This window comes from Candidatus Poriferisodalis multihospitum (assembly GCF_028283155.1).
Classification (GTDB): domain Bacteria; phylum Actinomycetota; class Acidimicrobiia; order Acidimicrobiales; family Poriferisodalaceae; genus Poriferisodalis; species Poriferisodalis multihospitum.
Map to the genome: position 1 here is coordinate 1 of NZ_JAPYOK010000063.1, position 16,160 is coordinate 16,160.

Genomic DNA, 16,160 nt, shown 5'->3' on the forward strand with positions numbered 1-16,160 from the left:
GCGCTGGACCTGGCGTCGGCAGGCAGCACGGTGATCTTGGTTGCCACCGAGACCACCCCTGCCGATGTGGCGGCGATGGGCATGTCGGTGGGGATCCTGACCGCCCGGGGCGGGCTGGCGAGCCATGCGGCAGTAGTGGCCCGGGGCTGGGGCATTCCGGCTGTATGCGACGCCCGCGAGATCACCGTGGAGGCTGACAGCTTCGTGATCGGCGACCGGCGCATTGTCAATGGCACACCAATCTCGATCGATGGGTCCACGGGCGAGGTGACGCTGGGGGACCGTGAGATTGCCGGGTCAGCCGTGGGCGCTGCCGGGGTCGGCCCATCACCGGGGTCGGCGCTGCCGGCAGAGATCGCTGAGGTGCTCGAGTGGGCGGATCGGGTTGCGGCCGGGCGGTTCGCGGTGCTCGCCAACGCGGACACCGCGGCCGATGCGGCGACGGCCCGGGAGCTTGGAGCGCTGGGCATCGGGCTGTGCCGCACTGAGCACATGTTCTTGGCGCCCGACCGGCTGGAAGTCGTGCAGCACGTCGTGCTGAGCGGGCACGACGAGCACGTCGACGATCTGGCGGCTGCCCAGCGAGCAGACTTCCGCGAGCTGCTCGCGGCCATGGACGGGCTGCCGGTCACGGTTCGGCTGCTCGATGCGCCCATGCATGAGTTCCTTGCCGGCGCAGATCCCGACGACGCCGCGCAGTGGCACGAGCACAACCCGATGCTCGGCGTGCGCGGCGTCCGGCTCGGCCTGCTGCGTCCCGCGCTCTACGCCGCGCAGGTCGAGGCCTTGGCGGGTGCGGCGGCCGACCGTCGTGTCGTCGGCGGCGACCCCCGCGTCGAAATCATGGTGCCCCTCGTGTCCACCGCCGACGAGTTGGCGGCCGCGGTCGACGCTGTGCGTTCGGCTTGGGCGGGCGCTGATGCCGGTGACGCGCCGCCGATCGGCACCATGATCGAGACGCCGCGTGCCTGCCTCATCGCCGGACAGTTGGCCACCGGCGTGTCGTTCGCCAGCTTCGGCACCAACGACCTCACCCAGATGGTGTTCGGCTTCAGCCGCGATGACACGGCGGCACAGGTCATTGCGCCCTATGTCGCCGACGGGCTGCTGGACACCGATCCGTTCGCCTCGCTGGACCGTGCCGGCGTCGGCGAGCTTCTGAGCACTGCGATGAACCGAGGGCGCGCGGCCAATCCGGGCCTACGCGTCGGCATTTGCGGCGAGCACGGCGGCGACCCGGCCAGCATCGAGTTCGCAGTGCACGCCGGACTCGACTACGTGTCCTGCTCACCCTTCAGGGTGCCCGTCGCCCGCCTCGCTGTCGCCCAGACGCTGCTCGCAGCATCCGTTTAGCGAGCCAGTCCGGCGGAGGCGCCGTGTGCGCCCGTCGCCACACGAGCGCAGCCGAGAAAATGTCGTGCTTGGGACCGGTGGCTGTGCCAAGGTGTGGATGTCGGCAGATGTAGTCGTCAGAGTTGCCCGTGCCTACCCAAGCTTTGTCTAACCACCATGCTTACCGGCGCCTTCACCGTGAGCAGATGGAGGCCGATCATTCCGGCAAGATTGCCCTCCTGCACGATGAGGAGGTCGTTGGCGTCTACGAAGACAGAGAAGCCGCGTACTCCGTCGGGGTGAGCAAGTACGGGATTGGCGAGTTCTCCTTCGAAGAGATCGGTGCACAGCCGATCTTCGTGAGCCTCCCCATGGTGGACCAGGAGCGTTGAACGAGCTGACGGTGTCTGTTTGGAACCGACAGGTTCTGGCTGAGACGCTTGTCGCAGTTACACCCGAGGCCGAGGCCAGTCGATTCCTGGGGCTGGTGGACACCGGAAGCCAAAGATCGGCTGTGTCTGAGCGCGTCATCAACTCGATGGGATCCTCCCAAGACCCGGTCGAGTATCTCGACGTCGGTGGGATCGGGAGCTCTGCCCGATCGACGCCTGCGTTTTGGCTCTGGTTGGGTGTCGAACTCGATCCAGGACGCGACCAACCAATCCAGTGCGGTCAGCAACTCTCCGTATGGCGGCTGCTGCCACCTGCGCCACCCAACTTCGACGTCCTGCTCGGCATGGATTTCCTGGAACTCTTCGAAATCGTGCTCAATGATCGGGCGTGCACATTCAGGCGGACCTGATGCGCCACCTTCCTGCGTGAGTCCGAGCACCTCGATTTCGCCGATGCGGTGGAACAGCTCGCAGCAGCGGCGAATATCACGTTGACCTACGACGCTCCCGGCGCACAGCGCACCAACCAACGCCGCAAGGAGCTGCTTGACCTGCTCGAGAAGGCGGCTCGCTTCTATCACGAACGCCTTATGGACGGCGCCGATGCAGGTCCGGCCCGCGCCTACTTGCGTCGGCGGGGCTACGACCGCGACACCGTCGTGAAGTGGCGCTTGGGATACGCGCCGCCGCGGTGGGATGACCTGTGCCGCCATCTCGGCGCGCCACCGGAGCAGATGGCTGCTGCGGGATTGGCCTACGCCGAGGCTGGGCGGGCACGAGCGGCATCGAGGCGGGCGCAAGAGCGCCCCGGCTCAGATGGAGGTGCGGCTTCGGGCGCCGCCGCCAGCGACGAACTCGGCAATTCAGCAGGCCACGATCCCGATGATGACCCCAGTGACGAGTCCGCAGACGACAACGCTGCTGACAGCGCATCGGATTTCTTCCGTGACCGAATCATGTTCCCGATCTGTGATGCCAGCGGCCGGGTGGTGAGTTTCGCCGGACGTCTGCTGCCTCGGCCCGACGAGCCGGCTCCGAAGGGCCCGAAGTACAAGAACACGGTTGGTACGGCGGTCTACGACAAGAGCAAGGTGCTGTATGGCTTGAACTTCGCCAGGCAAGCAGCGCGAACGGCTGAGCGGATCGTCGTCTGCGAGGGCTACACGGACGTCATCGGGTGTGATCTGGCGGGGGTCTCCGAAGCGGTGGCTACCTGCGGCACAGCGCTGACCCAGCAGCACGCGGAGCTGCTGTCGCGTTCGGCGAAGCGCGTCGTGCTGGCCTTCGATGCCGATGCAGCGGGACAGACCGCCACTGAGCGCGTGCATCAATGGGAACGCGAATTCGGACTCGACATCTTCGTGGCGACGCTGCCACCGGGAGCCGATCCGGGTGACTTGGCACAAACAAACCCGCCCGCCCTGCGCAGGGCGTTGGACGAAGCCCAACCGCTGCACACTTTTCGGGCTGAGCGCATCCTGGGGCGCGCCGATCTCAAGAGCCCAGCCGGTCGGGACCGCGCCGCCGATGAGGCGGCGGAAGTATTCGCCATCTACCCGCCGGAGATCCTGCTCGACAGCGATCTCGAGCCGGTCGCTGGCCGCATTCCCATGGACATCGGCAACTTTCGCGGGCGCGTCGACGCGGTCCGGCGTCGCCTTGACGCGCGCCCAGTCCCCGCAGTGCCGGATCCCTATCTGGACGCTCCGCCCCCGCCCGAGCCGGATGACGGCTATTTCGAGTCGCTCGACCGCAGCGATCCCGGCGGAGCCTTCTATGGATTGCCTCCCGACGGCCCGAGCAGCGCCGCCCCGCCAACCGGCCGGGATTCGCAGAGGCAGCGGGATTCCGACGTGGAATTGCTCGCGGCAGCGCTCGCTCCCGAGGGCGACGCTGCCGAACTCCTCGTTTCGGCATTGTTCGCTACCGAAGTTGGGGAACAGGCCTTCGAGCGACTGAATGCCGATCCGGACTGGTGTGATGCTCAGGTGGGCGATCAGCTTGCCGGGTCGGCGCCGGCGGAGCCGGAAACGCCTGAGGATGCTGTCGTGGCGGTGCTAGCGACAGCTGCCTTGGAGGGTGCCACGCTCAGCGCCGCGAGCGCCATCGAGCGGGCAGCGATGGCGCATTGGCGCTTCGTCCGCGCGACCCGACTCAGCGTGGGATCCGATGTAAAGGATCCGCACGTCAAGCTTGATCCGAGCGCTCCCAACTGCGAGCAGATCCTGCGGTGGCTGCGGGACCGCGAGCCGGAATTGCTCGATGCCACGACCTGCGTCGGCGCAGCCCTGGCAGTTGCGGACTGGCTGCGCTCGCGCGACGAGGCGGATTCGATCGTTACAGCGTCTGAGCGAGGTGTGCTCCGGGGGTGGGGCTCGAACCCACGACAAACGGATTAACAGTCCGCTGCTCTGCCAACTGAGCTACCCCGGACCGAACGGGCCGCGCCGCGTCCCGAACGTGCGGAGCAACGATACTGAGTCGTTCTGCGCCGCCGACGGCGCGGTAGTCGTGCGCGGCTGACGGTGGTGGGCCGGGTGGGGATCGAACCCACGACCCGGCGATTATGAGTCGCCTGCTCTGACCACTGAGCTACCGGCCCGGCTGCACCGTACCGGTCCAGAATGCGATGCAGTCGCACGCGGAACGGCGCACCGAGTCGAGCAGCGGGCCGGGTACAGAGCCCCCTAGCAGGGCTAGTAGGTTTCGCCGGAAGCGCCGCGGTGGCGCAGTGGAGGAGGAGTATCCACGATGCGAAGAGGTCACACGCGGCGCGATGCCGAACAACCCACCAGCAGGCGGCGCCGACGCGGATCACAGCGCTCGTTCGGCATCCGGATCGGCGTGGTCCTTGCGGCGTTCGCACTGATCGCCGTCGCTTGCGGCGGCGGAGATGACGGCGGCGATGCCGGCGACGGTGCCGCTCCGGAGCCCGACACGACGCAGGCAACGACCGAGGATGCGCCCACGACCACCTTGTCCGAAGAGGAAGAAGAGGTCGTCGAAGCCCGAGACGCGGGCGAGGCCACCGGCGAGGACGTGCGCGAGACCGAGACCGGCCCGGTACATGGCGGCAAGCTCGTGTACGGCATCGAGGCCGACTCGGCCAACCCGTTCGTGCATTACGCGACGTCGTGCGCCATCAGCTGCAGGATGATCTTCCGGGCCATCACCGACTCGCTGTACATCACTGATGCAGACGGCGAGATCGTGCCCTACCTGGTGGAGTCGGAAGAGCACAGCGACGACTACATGGTGTGGACGCTCACGATCCGCGACGGCATCACGTTCCACGACGGCACGCCGCTCACCGGCGAGGCCGTGGCCTACAACATCAACCTCTGCCGCTTGAGCCAGCTGACAGGCCCGGCGTTCCTCGGCGTCGAAAGCGTCGTCGGCGAAGGCCAGACCGTCACGGTCACCGCCAGCCCCGGCCAGCCGCTCGCGGTCGGCGTCGGTCCGGCAGGTCGCGCAGAGGTGTGCGGGCAGATGTTCAGCCAAGCATGGATGGCGACGCTGCCGAACAACCCGCTGTACGTCTCGCCTGCGTCGCCGCTCACTGAGGAGCAGCGTGAGGCAGCCCTCGAGAACGCCACCGGTGATCCCTCAGCCCCGGTCGGGCTCGGTGCCTTCAAGTACGTGAGCTACACGCCGGGCAACGGCAACAGCTTCATCGCCGAGCGCAACCCGGACTACTGGCGCGGCGAGAACGGCATCACGGGCGAGAGCCTGCCGTATCTGGACGAGATCGAATTCGTGGTGGCCGTGGACATCCAGGGCCGCTCGAACGGTCTGAAGGCCGGCCAGTTCGACATCATCCACACGGCGAACGCTGACGAGATCTCCAAGTACGAGGGCGACGACGACTTCGTGTTGTTGCAGGCGAACGACTTCGGCGAGACCAGCCACAACCTGATCAACGTGGCCTCGGGCGTCAACCCGTGGCTCCAAGCCGTGCGTGGTGCCGCAGAGCCGATTCCGATGGATCCGCTGGGGCTCAACGCCGCCAACCCGCTGGTACATCTGAGCTGCCGCAAGGCGCTCGCCCACGCGTTCGACGGCGAGCGATTCGCCAACGAACGCCACCAAGGCTTGGTGCAGGTCGCGAACGGCCCGTTCCCGCCGGGCAGCGTTGGCTACTTGGAGGACTCCGGCTACCCGGCCTACGACGTCGATGCCGCGCAGGCAGAGTTCGAGCAGTGCAAGGCCGACCATGGCCAGGTCCCGGTGGCGTTCGCCTTCAACACCACCAACGACGCGTTCAACGTGGAGTCGAACGAGCTGATCGCGTCGATGTGGACCGACGCCTTCGGAGACGAGCTGGCGGTGACGATCTCGCCGATCGAGCAGGGCCAGTACATCGGCCTCGCCCTGGCCGGGGTGTTCCAGATGCAGGGCTGGCGCAATCACGGCGGCGTCGACCCCTCAGAGCAGTGGTACTGGTGGAGCCCGTTCACAGCGAGCCCGGTCGACCCGTCGGTGCCCGAACTGGCGCTGAACTTCGGGCGCTTCCTGGATCCGGCCATCAGCGATGCGCTGAACGTCATCCGGCATGTGCCTGATCCCGAGGCACGGCGCGCGGCCGCCGAGGCGATCAACCGAGCGTTCGCGGAGAATGTCTGGAACTTGTGGGCTTACTGGACGCTGTGGGGCATCATCGCAAATCCGCTGGTGCAGAACATCACCGACCTGCCCATTCCCGGCAACGCCGAGGGAACCTTCCCGGTGATCGCCGGCAAGCATCACTTGGCGCAGATCTGGTGCACAGACGGGAACTGCCAGGGCTGAGCGCCCACCAGAACGAAGAAGGAGGCGGCAGTTGGCGCGAGCGCGTTCGCTGGCAGCAGCGGCAGCGTTCGCGCTGATTGCCGTCGCCTGCTCCGCTGGTGATGGCGGCGGGGTCTCGGGCACCTCACCCGACCCAGCCGGCGCCGCGGCCAATGACCCGGTGAGCGACGCAGCCGATGAAGTCGCGACGACGCTGGAGGAGTCCCAAGCGGAGGTCGTCGAGGCACGCGAGGCCGGTGAGGCCACGGGCGAGGACACCCGGCAGCTGTCGGGCGGCCCCGTGCACGGCGGCCGGCTGGTGTACGGCATCGAGGCCGACACGGCGAACCCGTTCGCGCCCTACGCAGCACTGTGCGCGATCAGCTGCCGCATGATCATGCGTGCGATCACCGAGTCGATGTATGTCACCGATGCCAACGGCGACATCGTGCCGTACCTCGTGGAGACCGAATCGGCCAGCGACGACTTCCTGACATGGACGCTGCGGATCCGCGACGGCATCACGTTCCACGACGGGACGCCGTTGACCGGCGAGGCTGTTGCCTACAACATCAACCTGTGCCGCTACAGCCAGCAGACCGGGCCTGGCTACCTAGGCATCGAGAACGTCTGGGGCGAGGGCCAGTACGTCTACTACGAGACGTCGATCCCGTTCGCGACAGGGCCAGGCCCGGCGTCAAGGGAGCAGGGCTGCGGCTTCATGTTCTCCCCGACATGGCTGGAGACGCTGCCGAACAATCCGATGTACATCTCGCCGTTCTCGCCCCTGTCGGCTGATGAGCGAGCGGCTGGCCTCGCCAGCGCTACGGGCGATCCGTCGGCGCCGGTCGGGTTGGGCGCGTTCACGTTCGTGGAGTACACGCCGGGCAACGGCAACAGCTTCATCGCCGAGCGCAACCCCGGCTACTGGCGCGGCCCCAACGGCATCACCGGCGAGAACCTGCCGTACCTCGACGAGGTCGAGTTCGTGGTGGCCGTGGACATCGTGGGCCGCTCCAACGGCCTGAGAGCGGGCCAATTCGACATCATCCACACCTCGAATGCGGACGAGATCGCCAAGTACGAAGGCGACCCCGACTTCGTGCTGCTGCAAGCCAACGACTTCGGCGAGACCAACTTCAGCCTCATGAACGTGGCATCGGGGAGGAATCCGGTGCTCGCCGAGCTGCGGGGTCTCGACGAGCCGATCCAGATGGACCCGCACGGGCGCAACGCGGCCAACCCGCTGGTGCACCTGAGCTGCCGCAAGGCACTGGCGCACGCGTTCGACAGCGAGCGATTCGTCAGCGAACGGTTCCAGGGCTTGGTGCGGGCGGCCAATGGGCCGTTCCCGCCCGGCAGCATGGGCTATCTGGATGACTCGGGCTACCCGTCCTTCGACCTCGATGCCGCGCGGGCCGAGTTCGCCCAGTGCAAGGCCGACAGCGGCCAGAACCCGGTGACGTTCGGGTTCAACTCCACCAACGACCCGTTCAACGTCGAGTCGAACGAGCTCATCGTGTCGATGTGGCGGGCTGCCTTCGGCGACGAGATTGCGGCGACGATCCAGCCCATCGAGCAGGGCCAGTACTTCGGCCTGGCGCTGGCCGGGCTGTACGAGATGATGGGGCTGCGCGCCCACGGCGGGGTGGACCCCATCGAGCAGTGGCTCTGGTGGAATTCGTCAACTGCGCTCCCGATCGACCCGACTGTGCCTGAGCTGGCCTCCAACCTCGGGCGGTTCCGGGACCCTGCCATCGATGCCGCGTACGACGTCATCCGCCACAATCCCGACCCCACGGCTCGCCGTGAGGCGGCTGAGGAAGTGAATCGGGCGTTCGGGCGCAATGTCTGGAACCTGTGGACGCACTGGACGTTGTGGGGTGTCATCGCCAACCCGCGGGTGCAGAACATCACCGATCTGCCGATCCCGGGCAGCGACGTCGGCGCGTTCGCCGTGAACGCCGGGGCACACCATGTCGCGCAGATCTGGTGCGATGACGGCGATTGTCAAGGTTGAAGCGGTGAGTTGGTGTATCAACAGCACTGGAAGGGGGGCGCGACGGGCATGAAGCAGGCTGTTCGCGATCAGCTCGGTCGCATCATCGCGGCGGCGCTGCTGGCCACGATCGTGTGGGCCTGGTTCTGGCGACCCCCGTTCAGCTGGACCTTCGGCGTGCTGGTCGTCATCGGCACCGTCGGGGCCGGCATCGCCGACGGCCGCTACGCACTGCGGCGCATCGCAAGCGTGATCCCGGTGCTGGTCGGGGTGTCGTTCGTGGTGTTCGCGCTGATGGCGAGCCTGCCGGGCGATCCCGCCATCAACATCCTGGGCCCGGCCGCCACTGCCGACCAGATCGCGATCGTCCGCACCGAACTGGGCCTCGACGAGCCGTTCTTCAATCGCTACGGCAACTGGCTGGGCGGCGTGCTGACGGGAGACCTCGGCACCTCGATCGTGCTGCGCGAGGACGTCGCCGATGGCATCTCGCGCTCGATGACCCCGACGCTGCAGATCATGGCGTACTCGGTCGTCATCGCCCTGGGCTTCGCCGTCCCGCTGGGCATCTGGGCCGGCTACCGGCAGGGCACCAAGACCGACGGCACGATCAACAACGTGATGCTGGGATTCCTGGCCACGCCGAACTTCGTGCTCGCCGTGATGCTCGTGCTCTTCCTGGCCATCGGCGGGCTCAGCGTGGCCGGCAACGAGATCGGATTCCGCGTGCTGCCGGCCGCGCGCTACGTGCCGCTCGGCGAAGATGTCGTGCTGCACTTCAAGCACATGCTGCTGCCGTCGCTGGCCTTGGCGATGGGCCAGGCGGCCGTGTTCATGCGCTTGCTGCGGTCGGACATGATCGCCACGCTGCGCCTGCCGTTCATCGACTTGGCCCGCAGCAAGGGGCTGCCGACGCGGCGGATCCTGTGGCGGCACGCGCTGCGGCCGTCGAGCTTCACGCTGCTGACCGTGGTGGGGCTGACCGTCGGCCTGCTCATCGGCGGCGCGCTGATCGTCGAGTTCATCTTCACGATCCCAGGTGTGGGGGCGTACATCTTCCTGGGCGTCACCCAACGCGATTTCATCGCCGTGCAAGGCGGTGTGCTGGTGATCTCGACCCTCTACATCGTGGTGCTCACCATGTCCGATTTCCTGTACCTGGCGCTGGACCCGCGGCTGCGCGGCCGGGAGGTGGGCGCTCGTGCGTAAGCGCTTGGGGTTCGTCTTCTGGCTGGCGGTGGCATACCTCGTCGTGCTCGCCGTTGCTGCCGTGTTCGCCGACGTGCTGCCCATCAAGGATCCCGCCGAGACCTTCCCGGGCACCTCCAAGCAGGGGCCCAGCCTGACTCACTGGTTCGGCAACGACGGCGTCGGTCGTGACGTATTCAGCCGCGTCATCTACGGGGCGCAGGTGAGCCTGGTGATCTCCACCATCGGCACGGTGCTGGCGCTGATCATCGGCGGCCTGCTGGGCATGGTCTCGGGGTACTACGGCAGCCGGGTCGATCGCTGGCTGACGGCCACGCTGAACGCGTCGCTGGTGATCCCGCCGCTGATCCTGTTTCTCGCTTTGGTGCTGTTCTTGGATTCCGAAGCGAAGCGGCGCATCTTCATCCTCGTGTTCACGTTCGTGCTGCTGTCGATCGCGCCGATCGCGCGAGTGGTGCGTGCTGCCACCTTGAGCTGGGCCGGGCAGGACTTCGTGCTCGCAGCCAGGACGCTGGGGGCCCGGGACGGCAGGGTGCTGTTCCGTGAGATCCTGCCGAATGTGGCGCCCTCGTTCGTCAGCTACTCGCTCATCATCATGGCGGGCCTGATCGTGGTGGAGGGCTCGGTGGCGTTCCTGGGACTGAGCGTCCCGCCGCCGACGCCCACCTGGGGCGACATGATCAACAAGGGGCGCACCAACCTCGACGTGGCCGCCCACATCAGCCTGATGCCCGCAATCGTCATGTTTGTGACGGTGCTGGCGCTCAACTTCGTGGGCGACAAGCTGCAGCAGTACTTCGAGCCGAGGGAATCGGTCTTGTGAGGGCCGCGCTGCGAAGGCGGGGCTGCGAGGTCCCGGTTGCGAGGGCCGGTATCTGATGGCAGGCAGCGGAAACGCCCATATGCGCCCGGATGCGCTCCTGAGCGCGCGGGATTTGGTGGTCGAGTTCCCCGCGGCCGGCGGCCGGACGGTGTACGCGGTCTCGGGTGTGTCGCTCGACTTGCTGGAGGGCGAGACCCTCGGGCTGGTAGGCGAGTCGGGCTGCGGCAAGAGCACGACTGGGCGGGCGATCCTGCAGCTGCCGCGGCCCGCCTCGGGCACCGTGCAGCTCGCCGGCCAAGAGCTGACCGAACTCGACGAGGACGCCATACGCGAGGTGCGGCCGCGGCTGCAGATGATCTACCAGGATCCGATTTCATCGCTGAACCCTCGCCGCCGCGTGCGCGACATCGTGGCCGAGCCGCTGTTCATCGCCTTGGAGAATGTGTCGAGGCGGACCGCTATGGCGGTGTGGCAGGAACGCATCGGCGAGCTGCTGCAGAACCTGTTGCGGCGAGCTGCAGCCCCGCTGCGCATCGTGGGCCGGCTGGCCTCGGTGGCGTTCGTGCTGTGGATCCTCTCCGAGACCGTCGAGGAGCGCGCCGCCGAGCCGTGGTTGGGCTGGACGCAGGTGCCCGCAGCGATCATCGGCTTCCCGACGCTCGCGTTGTTGCTGCTGGCCGGCGCAATTGCCCTGTTGCTCGGCCTGACCTGGGTGCTGCTCGCAGTGATGCTGCCCTTTGGCTTGATGTCGCGCCAGTTCGGCGAGGTTTCCAGTGCTGTCGGGCTCGCGGGCGTGGTCGTCACCACGGGCGCGAGCGCCTTCATGCTGTGGCGCACCTGGTCGAGTTTCGGGGGCTGGGCGAAATGGCTGAACTCCGGCGGGCTGATCCTGCTCACCGCCGTGCTGGCGGTATGGCTCGTGCTGTCGGTGGCGAAGCCCGAGCGGGCGGGTGCCAGCGGCGTCGCAACGACGCTGAGCGCCATGGTGGTCCTTCAGGTCTTCTACGTGGCCGGTCTGGACGGAGGCATCAAGCTGGCGGTGCTGGTGGCCTCGGCGGTCGTCGACGCCCTCCTGTTCCGATGGGTCCTGCGGCGTTACCGGGTGAACCGCGACGCCGAGCGCGAACGAGCCGAGCCGCGGGTGCGTGAGGTGCTCGAGTACGTCGGCATCAACCCCGACGACGCCATGGACCGCCGCCCGTGGGAGTTCTCCGGCGGTCAGGCGCAGCGGCTCTCGATCGCCCGGGCGCTGGTGAGCGTGCCGCAGGTGATCATCTGCGATGAGCCGGTGTCATCGCTGGACGTGTCGGTGCAGGCGCAGATTCTCAACCTGCTCGAGGATCTCAAGAACCTCATGGGCCTGACGATGGTCTTCATCGCGCATGATCTGGCGGTCGTCAAGAACGTGAGCGACCGGGTAGCGGTGATGTACCTGGGCAAGCTCTGCGAGGTCAGCGAGCCGGATGCGATGTTCGACCAGCCCGCGCATCCCTACACCGAGCTGCTGCTGGCGGCGATCCCGCAGCCTGATCCGGAGGCGGAGTTGGGTTCGGGGCGCATCGGCGGCGAGCTGCCCTCGCCGATGGAACCGCCGTCGGGCTGCCGGTTCCGCACTCGCTGCCCGCACGCGGCGCAGCGCTGTACCGATGAGGAACCCGAGATGCGCGAGATCTCACCCGGTCGGTTCGTGGCCTGCCACACACCGCTTGTCGGCGAAACCGCACCTGTGCGCGTCGAGATGGCCTCGGCTTCTAGGAGCGGGTCGTGAGCGACGCCTCGACGCCGGATCTGGCGGGATTGGACGAGTCGCCGCTGCTCGACATCGCGGAACTGCGCACCACATTTCACACCCCGGTGGGGCCGCTGGTTGCCGTCGACGGGGTTGAGTGGTCGCTGCGCCGGGGCGCCCGGATGGGCGTGGTGGGGGAGTCGGGCTCGGGCAAATCGGTGATGTCGCGGTCGATCATGCGGCTATTGCCCAAGTCGAGGGTGACTTCGACGGGGACGGTCACCTTCGACGGCATCGACATGATGTCGCTGGGCCGACGGGACCTGCTCGAGATGTGGGGTCCGCAGCTCGCGATGGTGTTCCAGGATCCGCTGGGCTCGCTGAACCCGGTCATGAAGATCGGCAAGCAGGTGGGCGAGGGCTTGCGGGTGCACCGCGACCTGTCGGCGCGTGCCGCACGCAGTGCTGCGCTCGATCTGCTCGAAGAGGTGGGCATTCCCGAGCCGCATCGGCGCATCGATGAGTACCCGCACCAGCTCTCGGGCGGCATGCGCCAGCGCATCGTGATCGCCATCGCCCTGGCCTGCAGCCCTCGCCTGCTCATCGCGGATGAGCCGACCACGGCGCTGGATGTCACAGTGCAAGCCCAGATTCTGGACCTGCTCGAGGCTCAGCGGGCCGAGCGCAACATGTCGCTGGTGCTCATCACCCACGACCTGGGGATCGTGGCGGGCCGCACCGACGAGATCATCGTGATGTACGCAGGGAGGATCGTGGAGCGCGCCCCCACGTCAACGCTGTTCAGCGACATGAGAATGCCGTACACGGAGGCACTGTTCCGGTCGATCCCCAAGGTCACCGACGACAGCCATGCACGCTTGGAGATCATCGGCGGCCAACCGCCCCAGATGACCGATCTCCAGCCCGGCTGCAAGTTCGCTCCGCGTTGCAAGTATGCGCAGGATCTGTGCTTCGCCGAGGAGCCAGCGCTCATCGAGGTGCCGAGGGCGGCGCCCGCTCGATCAAGCATCACCGACAGCGGCGACGACGGTGAGCCTGATCCTGCGGCCGGTGTGCACCTGTACCGCTGCTTCTACCCGGTCGGCACGCCCGAGGCCGCCGAGGCGTTCGAGCGCAACATTGCGTCGGGCAGGGTCAGCGAAGCCGGGGTCGTGATCAACCCCACCTGACGGCAGCGCCGAAGCGACGGAGACAGGCCGACGCGGGCGAGGGCGCTTCGGCGGCTACGAGGGGACTTCTTCGTACCAGTCGTGTGCGTGGTGCAGCAGGTAGTCGCAGATCTTGGTGCACCGGTCGAAGGGTTCGCACATGTCGTCCTCGCCTTGCAGCAGCGCCTGCAGCGACAGTTCCTTGCGTGCCACGATCATCAGCGTCCGTTTCGCCGCGTCGGTCACCGATGTGAGCGAATCGATGGCGGACACCTCCACCGGCAGGGCTGTGCCGCCGAGGCCGGCGAGGTCGGTCGCCAGCACCAGCATGTCCGGGCTGCGATCCAGCGGCGGGAGCGCCCAGGTGAACATCAGGGGCAGCCAGAACTCATCGGGAGGCAGTTCGTCTTCTGGCGTCGCCCACAGCACCTCCTCGAATGACAGCATCGTGCGCGGATCGGCTTCCAGGGTGAGGTGGAGATCGAGCGGGCCGCCGCATGCCTCAGCCGGGTGAAGGTCGACCTCCCAGGTCTGGCGCAGGCTGTAGGTCTCGATGAACTGCCGCTCGTCGTGTATGTGAAAGCCGTGCGCATGCGCATGGTCTTTCAGGCTCGCCATGTAGCCGGAGATGTCGATCGCTGCCATCGGGATGCTCCCATGCGGCGCTGAGGTGATGGGCGGAGGTTATAGCGCCGACGGGCCAAGCTCGGCGGAATTGGCCCGAATCAACTGGCTGCGCCGGAAGGGCTCGACAGGCCACAGGTAGTCTCCAGCCGATGACAGCCGTCAGCGACTGGCTCGGCCTGCTGCGGAACACTGCCGATGCGGTTGAGGCGGCGCTGGCTGATTTCGACCGTTGGCAGGACGGCGGGGAGCGGCCCGACCAGTACGCGCTTGATCAGGTGGCCGACGCTGCAGCACTCGATGTGCTCGACGCGGCCGGCGTAGGCGTGCTGAGCGAGGAGTCCGGATCGCGCACCGGCTCGGGAAGCGAAACCGTCATCGTCGACCCGGTCGACGGCTCCACCAACGCCTCACGGGGCATCCCGCACTACTGCATCAGCCTGTGTGTCGTGGACAGCGACGATGCGCGCACTGGTCCGGTCGACGCGGGCCCAGGGGACGGCGGTGTCACGCCGACAGCAGGTCTCGTGCGCCATCTGGTGTCGGGCGAGGAATTCACCGCCGTTGTCGGCGGCGGCGCGCACCGCAACGGCCAGCCGATCAGGCCCAGCGGGCGCACGAGCGGCGAGTGTGCTGTCATCGGCGTGTCGGGACGTCCCAGCCCCCAACTGCCCGTGTGGCAGGTGCGGGTGCTGGGCTCCGCCGCGCTTGACCTGTGTGCCGTCGCTTGCGGCCGGCTCGATGCCTACCTCGACCTCAACTCGAACCACGGTGTCTGGGATTACGCGGCAGGCATCCTGATCTGTGCCGAAGCAGGCGCATGGACCGGCGAGGCGGACGGCAGAGAACTCTTCTACCTCAGCCACAGCGAGCGCCGTGGTCCCGTTGCAACCAGTACCGCTGAGTTGGCCGTGCTGCTCGGGCATGCTCGGCAGCAGGGGTCTGCGTCAGGAGCTGACCGGTAGCCTGCGAGGCCCGACTCCCGGGGCGCTTAGCTCAGCTGGCGAGAGCACCTCCCTTACAAGGAGGGGGTCGCAGGTTCGAGTCCTGCAGCGCCCACCGGTGCGGGCGGATGCTGCTGCGGGTGCTGTGGGCGCCGTCGGCGTTGCGGCTCGGGCGTGCTCCGGCATCTGCGACTGCGCGTGGCTGAGCGTCTGGCTTCCCGTGGGCAGGCCGGCAGACGGCGCTGTATTGCTCACGAGTGCGAAAATTATCGAAATGAGTCAGCAGAACTCAAATGAGTTTGCCGGGTTGATGGCCGCGCTGGATGGCGGCGCGAAGGCGATGTCCTCCAGGCGCCCTAGCTCGACGCGTACCGGCGTCCAGCCGGACCAGTGGGCCTCTTGGGCCTGGGCCTCGGCGACGGTGAACGGCTCGACGGCGTTCCACGGCGCGGGGAGCGGCACGAACGACTCGAACGCTGCGAGCACCCGCGCCCAGTTGCCGGCGTAGCCGGCCCGGCTCTTGTTGGCGTCGTGCCATTTCTTGACCTGGCCGGCGATGTTGCCGCGGGCGGTGCAGACGTGCGGCGTCGGCTGGCGCGGCGGGGTCCACTGGTCGGTGACGGGCGGCAGCGGCGTGTGCTCGACCGGCGTTGTGTCCAAAACAGGCCGCTCCGGCGCTGCCGCCAAGGCGAGCTCGAGCGACGGGCCTTGGTTGTCGTGGCCGCTGCCCAAATGGTGGGTGACGGTCCATGAGCTGGGGGCGTTGAACCGCGGGTAGCCGTCGTCGTGGTAGCGGTACACCTCGAACGTCTTGGGCTGGTTCCAGTCCGAAGAGTTGAACGAGGTCCAAGCGGCCTGGTGGTTGTGGCCCGACGACGCCCGCCTCTGGTCGCGGCACCGCCACAAACACACGCCCAGCGCCCTCTGGGCGTTGGCTGAAGCGGGCGGGAGCGAAACCCGCGCGTACACCGACACCGGCCCGCCCGGATCGCCGCTCAGGTTCACGGTGTAGGAGACGGCATCGCCCTCGGCCAGCGTCGCGGACGACTCAGAGACCACGATGGCCCGGCTTACGTCGTTGTCGCGTACCCGGACCGTCGCCGAGCTCTGGCCGGGGGATATGCGGTAGCCGTCGCCGGGCAGCAGCTCGGCGGTCACGATGCCGTCTTGCT

13 protein-coding genes, 3 tRNA genes and 1 pseudogene are annotated in these 16,160 nt (G+C 67.4%); 13 read left to right on the forward strand and 4 right to left on the reverse strand.

What is annotated here, in order from left to right:
• From VI480_RS05740 to VI480_RS15610, 4 genes are all read left to right on the forward strand, one after another.
• The coding region (locus VI480_RS05740) for a putative PEP-binding protein (protein ID WP_323671866.1) at positions 1–1,353 on the forward strand (1,353 nt) is incomplete at its 5' end.
• Between the two features lie 185 nt (positions 1,354–1,538).
• A complete protein-coding gene (locus VI480_RS05745; protein WP_323671867.1) occupies positions 1,539–1,724 on the forward strand; it encodes a hypothetical protein in 186 nt (61 codons plus the stop codon).
• Between the two features lie 11 nt (positions 1,725–1,735).
• A complete protein-coding gene (locus VI480_RS05750) occupies positions 1,736–2,134 on the forward strand; it encodes a hypothetical protein (RefSeq protein WP_323671868.1) in 399 nt (132 codons plus the stop codon).
• A 48-nt stretch (positions 2,135–2,182) separates the two neighbouring features.
• A complete protein-coding gene (locus VI480_RS15610; protein ID WP_416246648.1) occupies positions 2,183–4,123 on the forward strand; it encodes a toprim domain-containing protein in 1,941 nt (646 codons plus the stop codon).
• On the opposite strand, the gene VI480_RS05755 is transcribed toward VI480_RS15610, so the two are convergent.
• Positions 4,085–4,157, reverse strand: a tRNA-Asn gene (locus VI480_RS05755). The genes VI480_RS15610 and VI480_RS05755 overlap by 39 nt on opposite strands.
• Before the next feature lie 93 nt (positions 4,158–4,250).
• Positions 4,251–4,326 (reverse strand) — tRNA-Ile (locus tag VI480_RS05760).
• 149 nt (positions 4,327–4,475) lie between these two features.
• On the opposite strand from VI480_RS05760, the gene VI480_RS05765 reads away from it, so the two are divergent.
• The 7 genes and pseudogenes from VI480_RS05765 (at position 4,476) to VI480_RS05790 (ending at position 13,441) form a co-directional block, all read left to right on the forward strand.
• Complete coding sequence (locus VI480_RS05765) at positions 4,476–6,512, forward strand: ABC transporter substrate-binding protein (RefSeq protein ID WP_323671869.1); 2,037 nt, start codon at positions 4,476–4,478, stop codon at positions 6,510–6,512.
• 31 nt (positions 6,513–6,543) lie between these two features.
• Positions 6,544–8,511 carry an ABC transporter substrate-binding protein gene (locus VI480_RS05770; protein ID WP_323671870.1) on the forward strand — a complete coding sequence of 656 codons (1,968 nt, stop codon included), beginning with the start codon at positions 6,544–6,546 and terminating at the stop codon, positions 8,509–8,511.
• Between the two features lie 48 nt (positions 8,512–8,559).
• On the forward strand, positions 8,560–9,699 hold the full coding sequence (locus tag VI480_RS05775; RefSeq protein WP_323671871.1) for an ABC transporter permease: 1,140 nt from the start codon (positions 8,560–8,562) through the stop codon (positions 9,697–9,699).
• Positions 9,692–10,522: an ABC transporter permease gene (locus VI480_RS05780; RefSeq protein WP_323671872.1), complete on the forward strand. Its 831-nt coding sequence runs from the start codon at positions 9,692–9,694 to the stop codon at positions 10,520–10,522. Before VI480_RS05775 ends, VI480_RS05780 begins: the two co-directional genes overlap by 8 nt.
• Positions 10,523–10,577: 55 nt before the next feature.
• Positions 10,578–10,976: pseudogene (locus tag VI480_RS15615) on the forward strand (ATP-binding cassette domain-containing protein); the annotation flags it as partial.
• Between the two features lie 528 nt (positions 10,977–11,504).
• Positions 11,505–12,290, forward strand: a complete 786-nt coding sequence (locus VI480_RS15620) for an oligopeptide/dipeptide ABC transporter ATP-binding protein (RefSeq protein ID WP_416246649.1) — start codon at positions 11,505–11,507, stop codon at positions 12,288–12,290.
• Positions 12,287–13,441, forward strand: a complete 1,155-nt coding sequence (locus VI480_RS05790) for an ABC transporter ATP-binding protein (protein ID WP_323671874.1) — start codon at positions 12,287–12,289, stop codon at positions 13,439–13,441. Before VI480_RS15620 ends, VI480_RS05790 begins: the two co-directional genes overlap by 4 nt.
• A 54-nt stretch (positions 13,442–13,495) precedes the next feature.
• Here the strand turns inward: VI480_RS05790 and VI480_RS05795 are convergent, their stop codons facing one another.
• Complete coding sequence (locus VI480_RS05795; RefSeq protein ID WP_323671875.1) at positions 13,496–14,065, reverse strand: hypothetical protein; 570 nt, start codon at positions 14,063–14,065, stop codon at positions 13,496–13,498.
• 131 nt (positions 14,066–14,196) lie between these two features.
• Here VI480_RS05795 and VI480_RS05800 point away from each other — a divergent pair, with 131 nt between their 5' ends.
• The gene (locus VI480_RS05800; protein ID WP_323671876.1) at positions 14,197–15,009 is read left to right on the forward strand and encodes an inositol monophosphatase family protein; all 813 of its coding nucleotides are present in this window, start codon (positions 14,197–14,199) and stop codon (positions 15,007–15,009) included.
• A 20-nt stretch (positions 15,010–15,029) separates the two neighbouring features.
• A tRNA-Val gene (locus VI480_RS05805) sits at positions 15,030–15,103 on the forward strand.
• 164 nt (positions 15,104–15,267) lie between these two features.
• Here VI480_RS05805 and VI480_RS05810 read toward each other — a convergent pair.
• Positions 15,268–16,160, reverse strand: an 893-nt coding sequence (locus tag VI480_RS05810) for a hypothetical protein (protein ID WP_323671877.1), incomplete at its 5' end; no start/stop codon positions are given.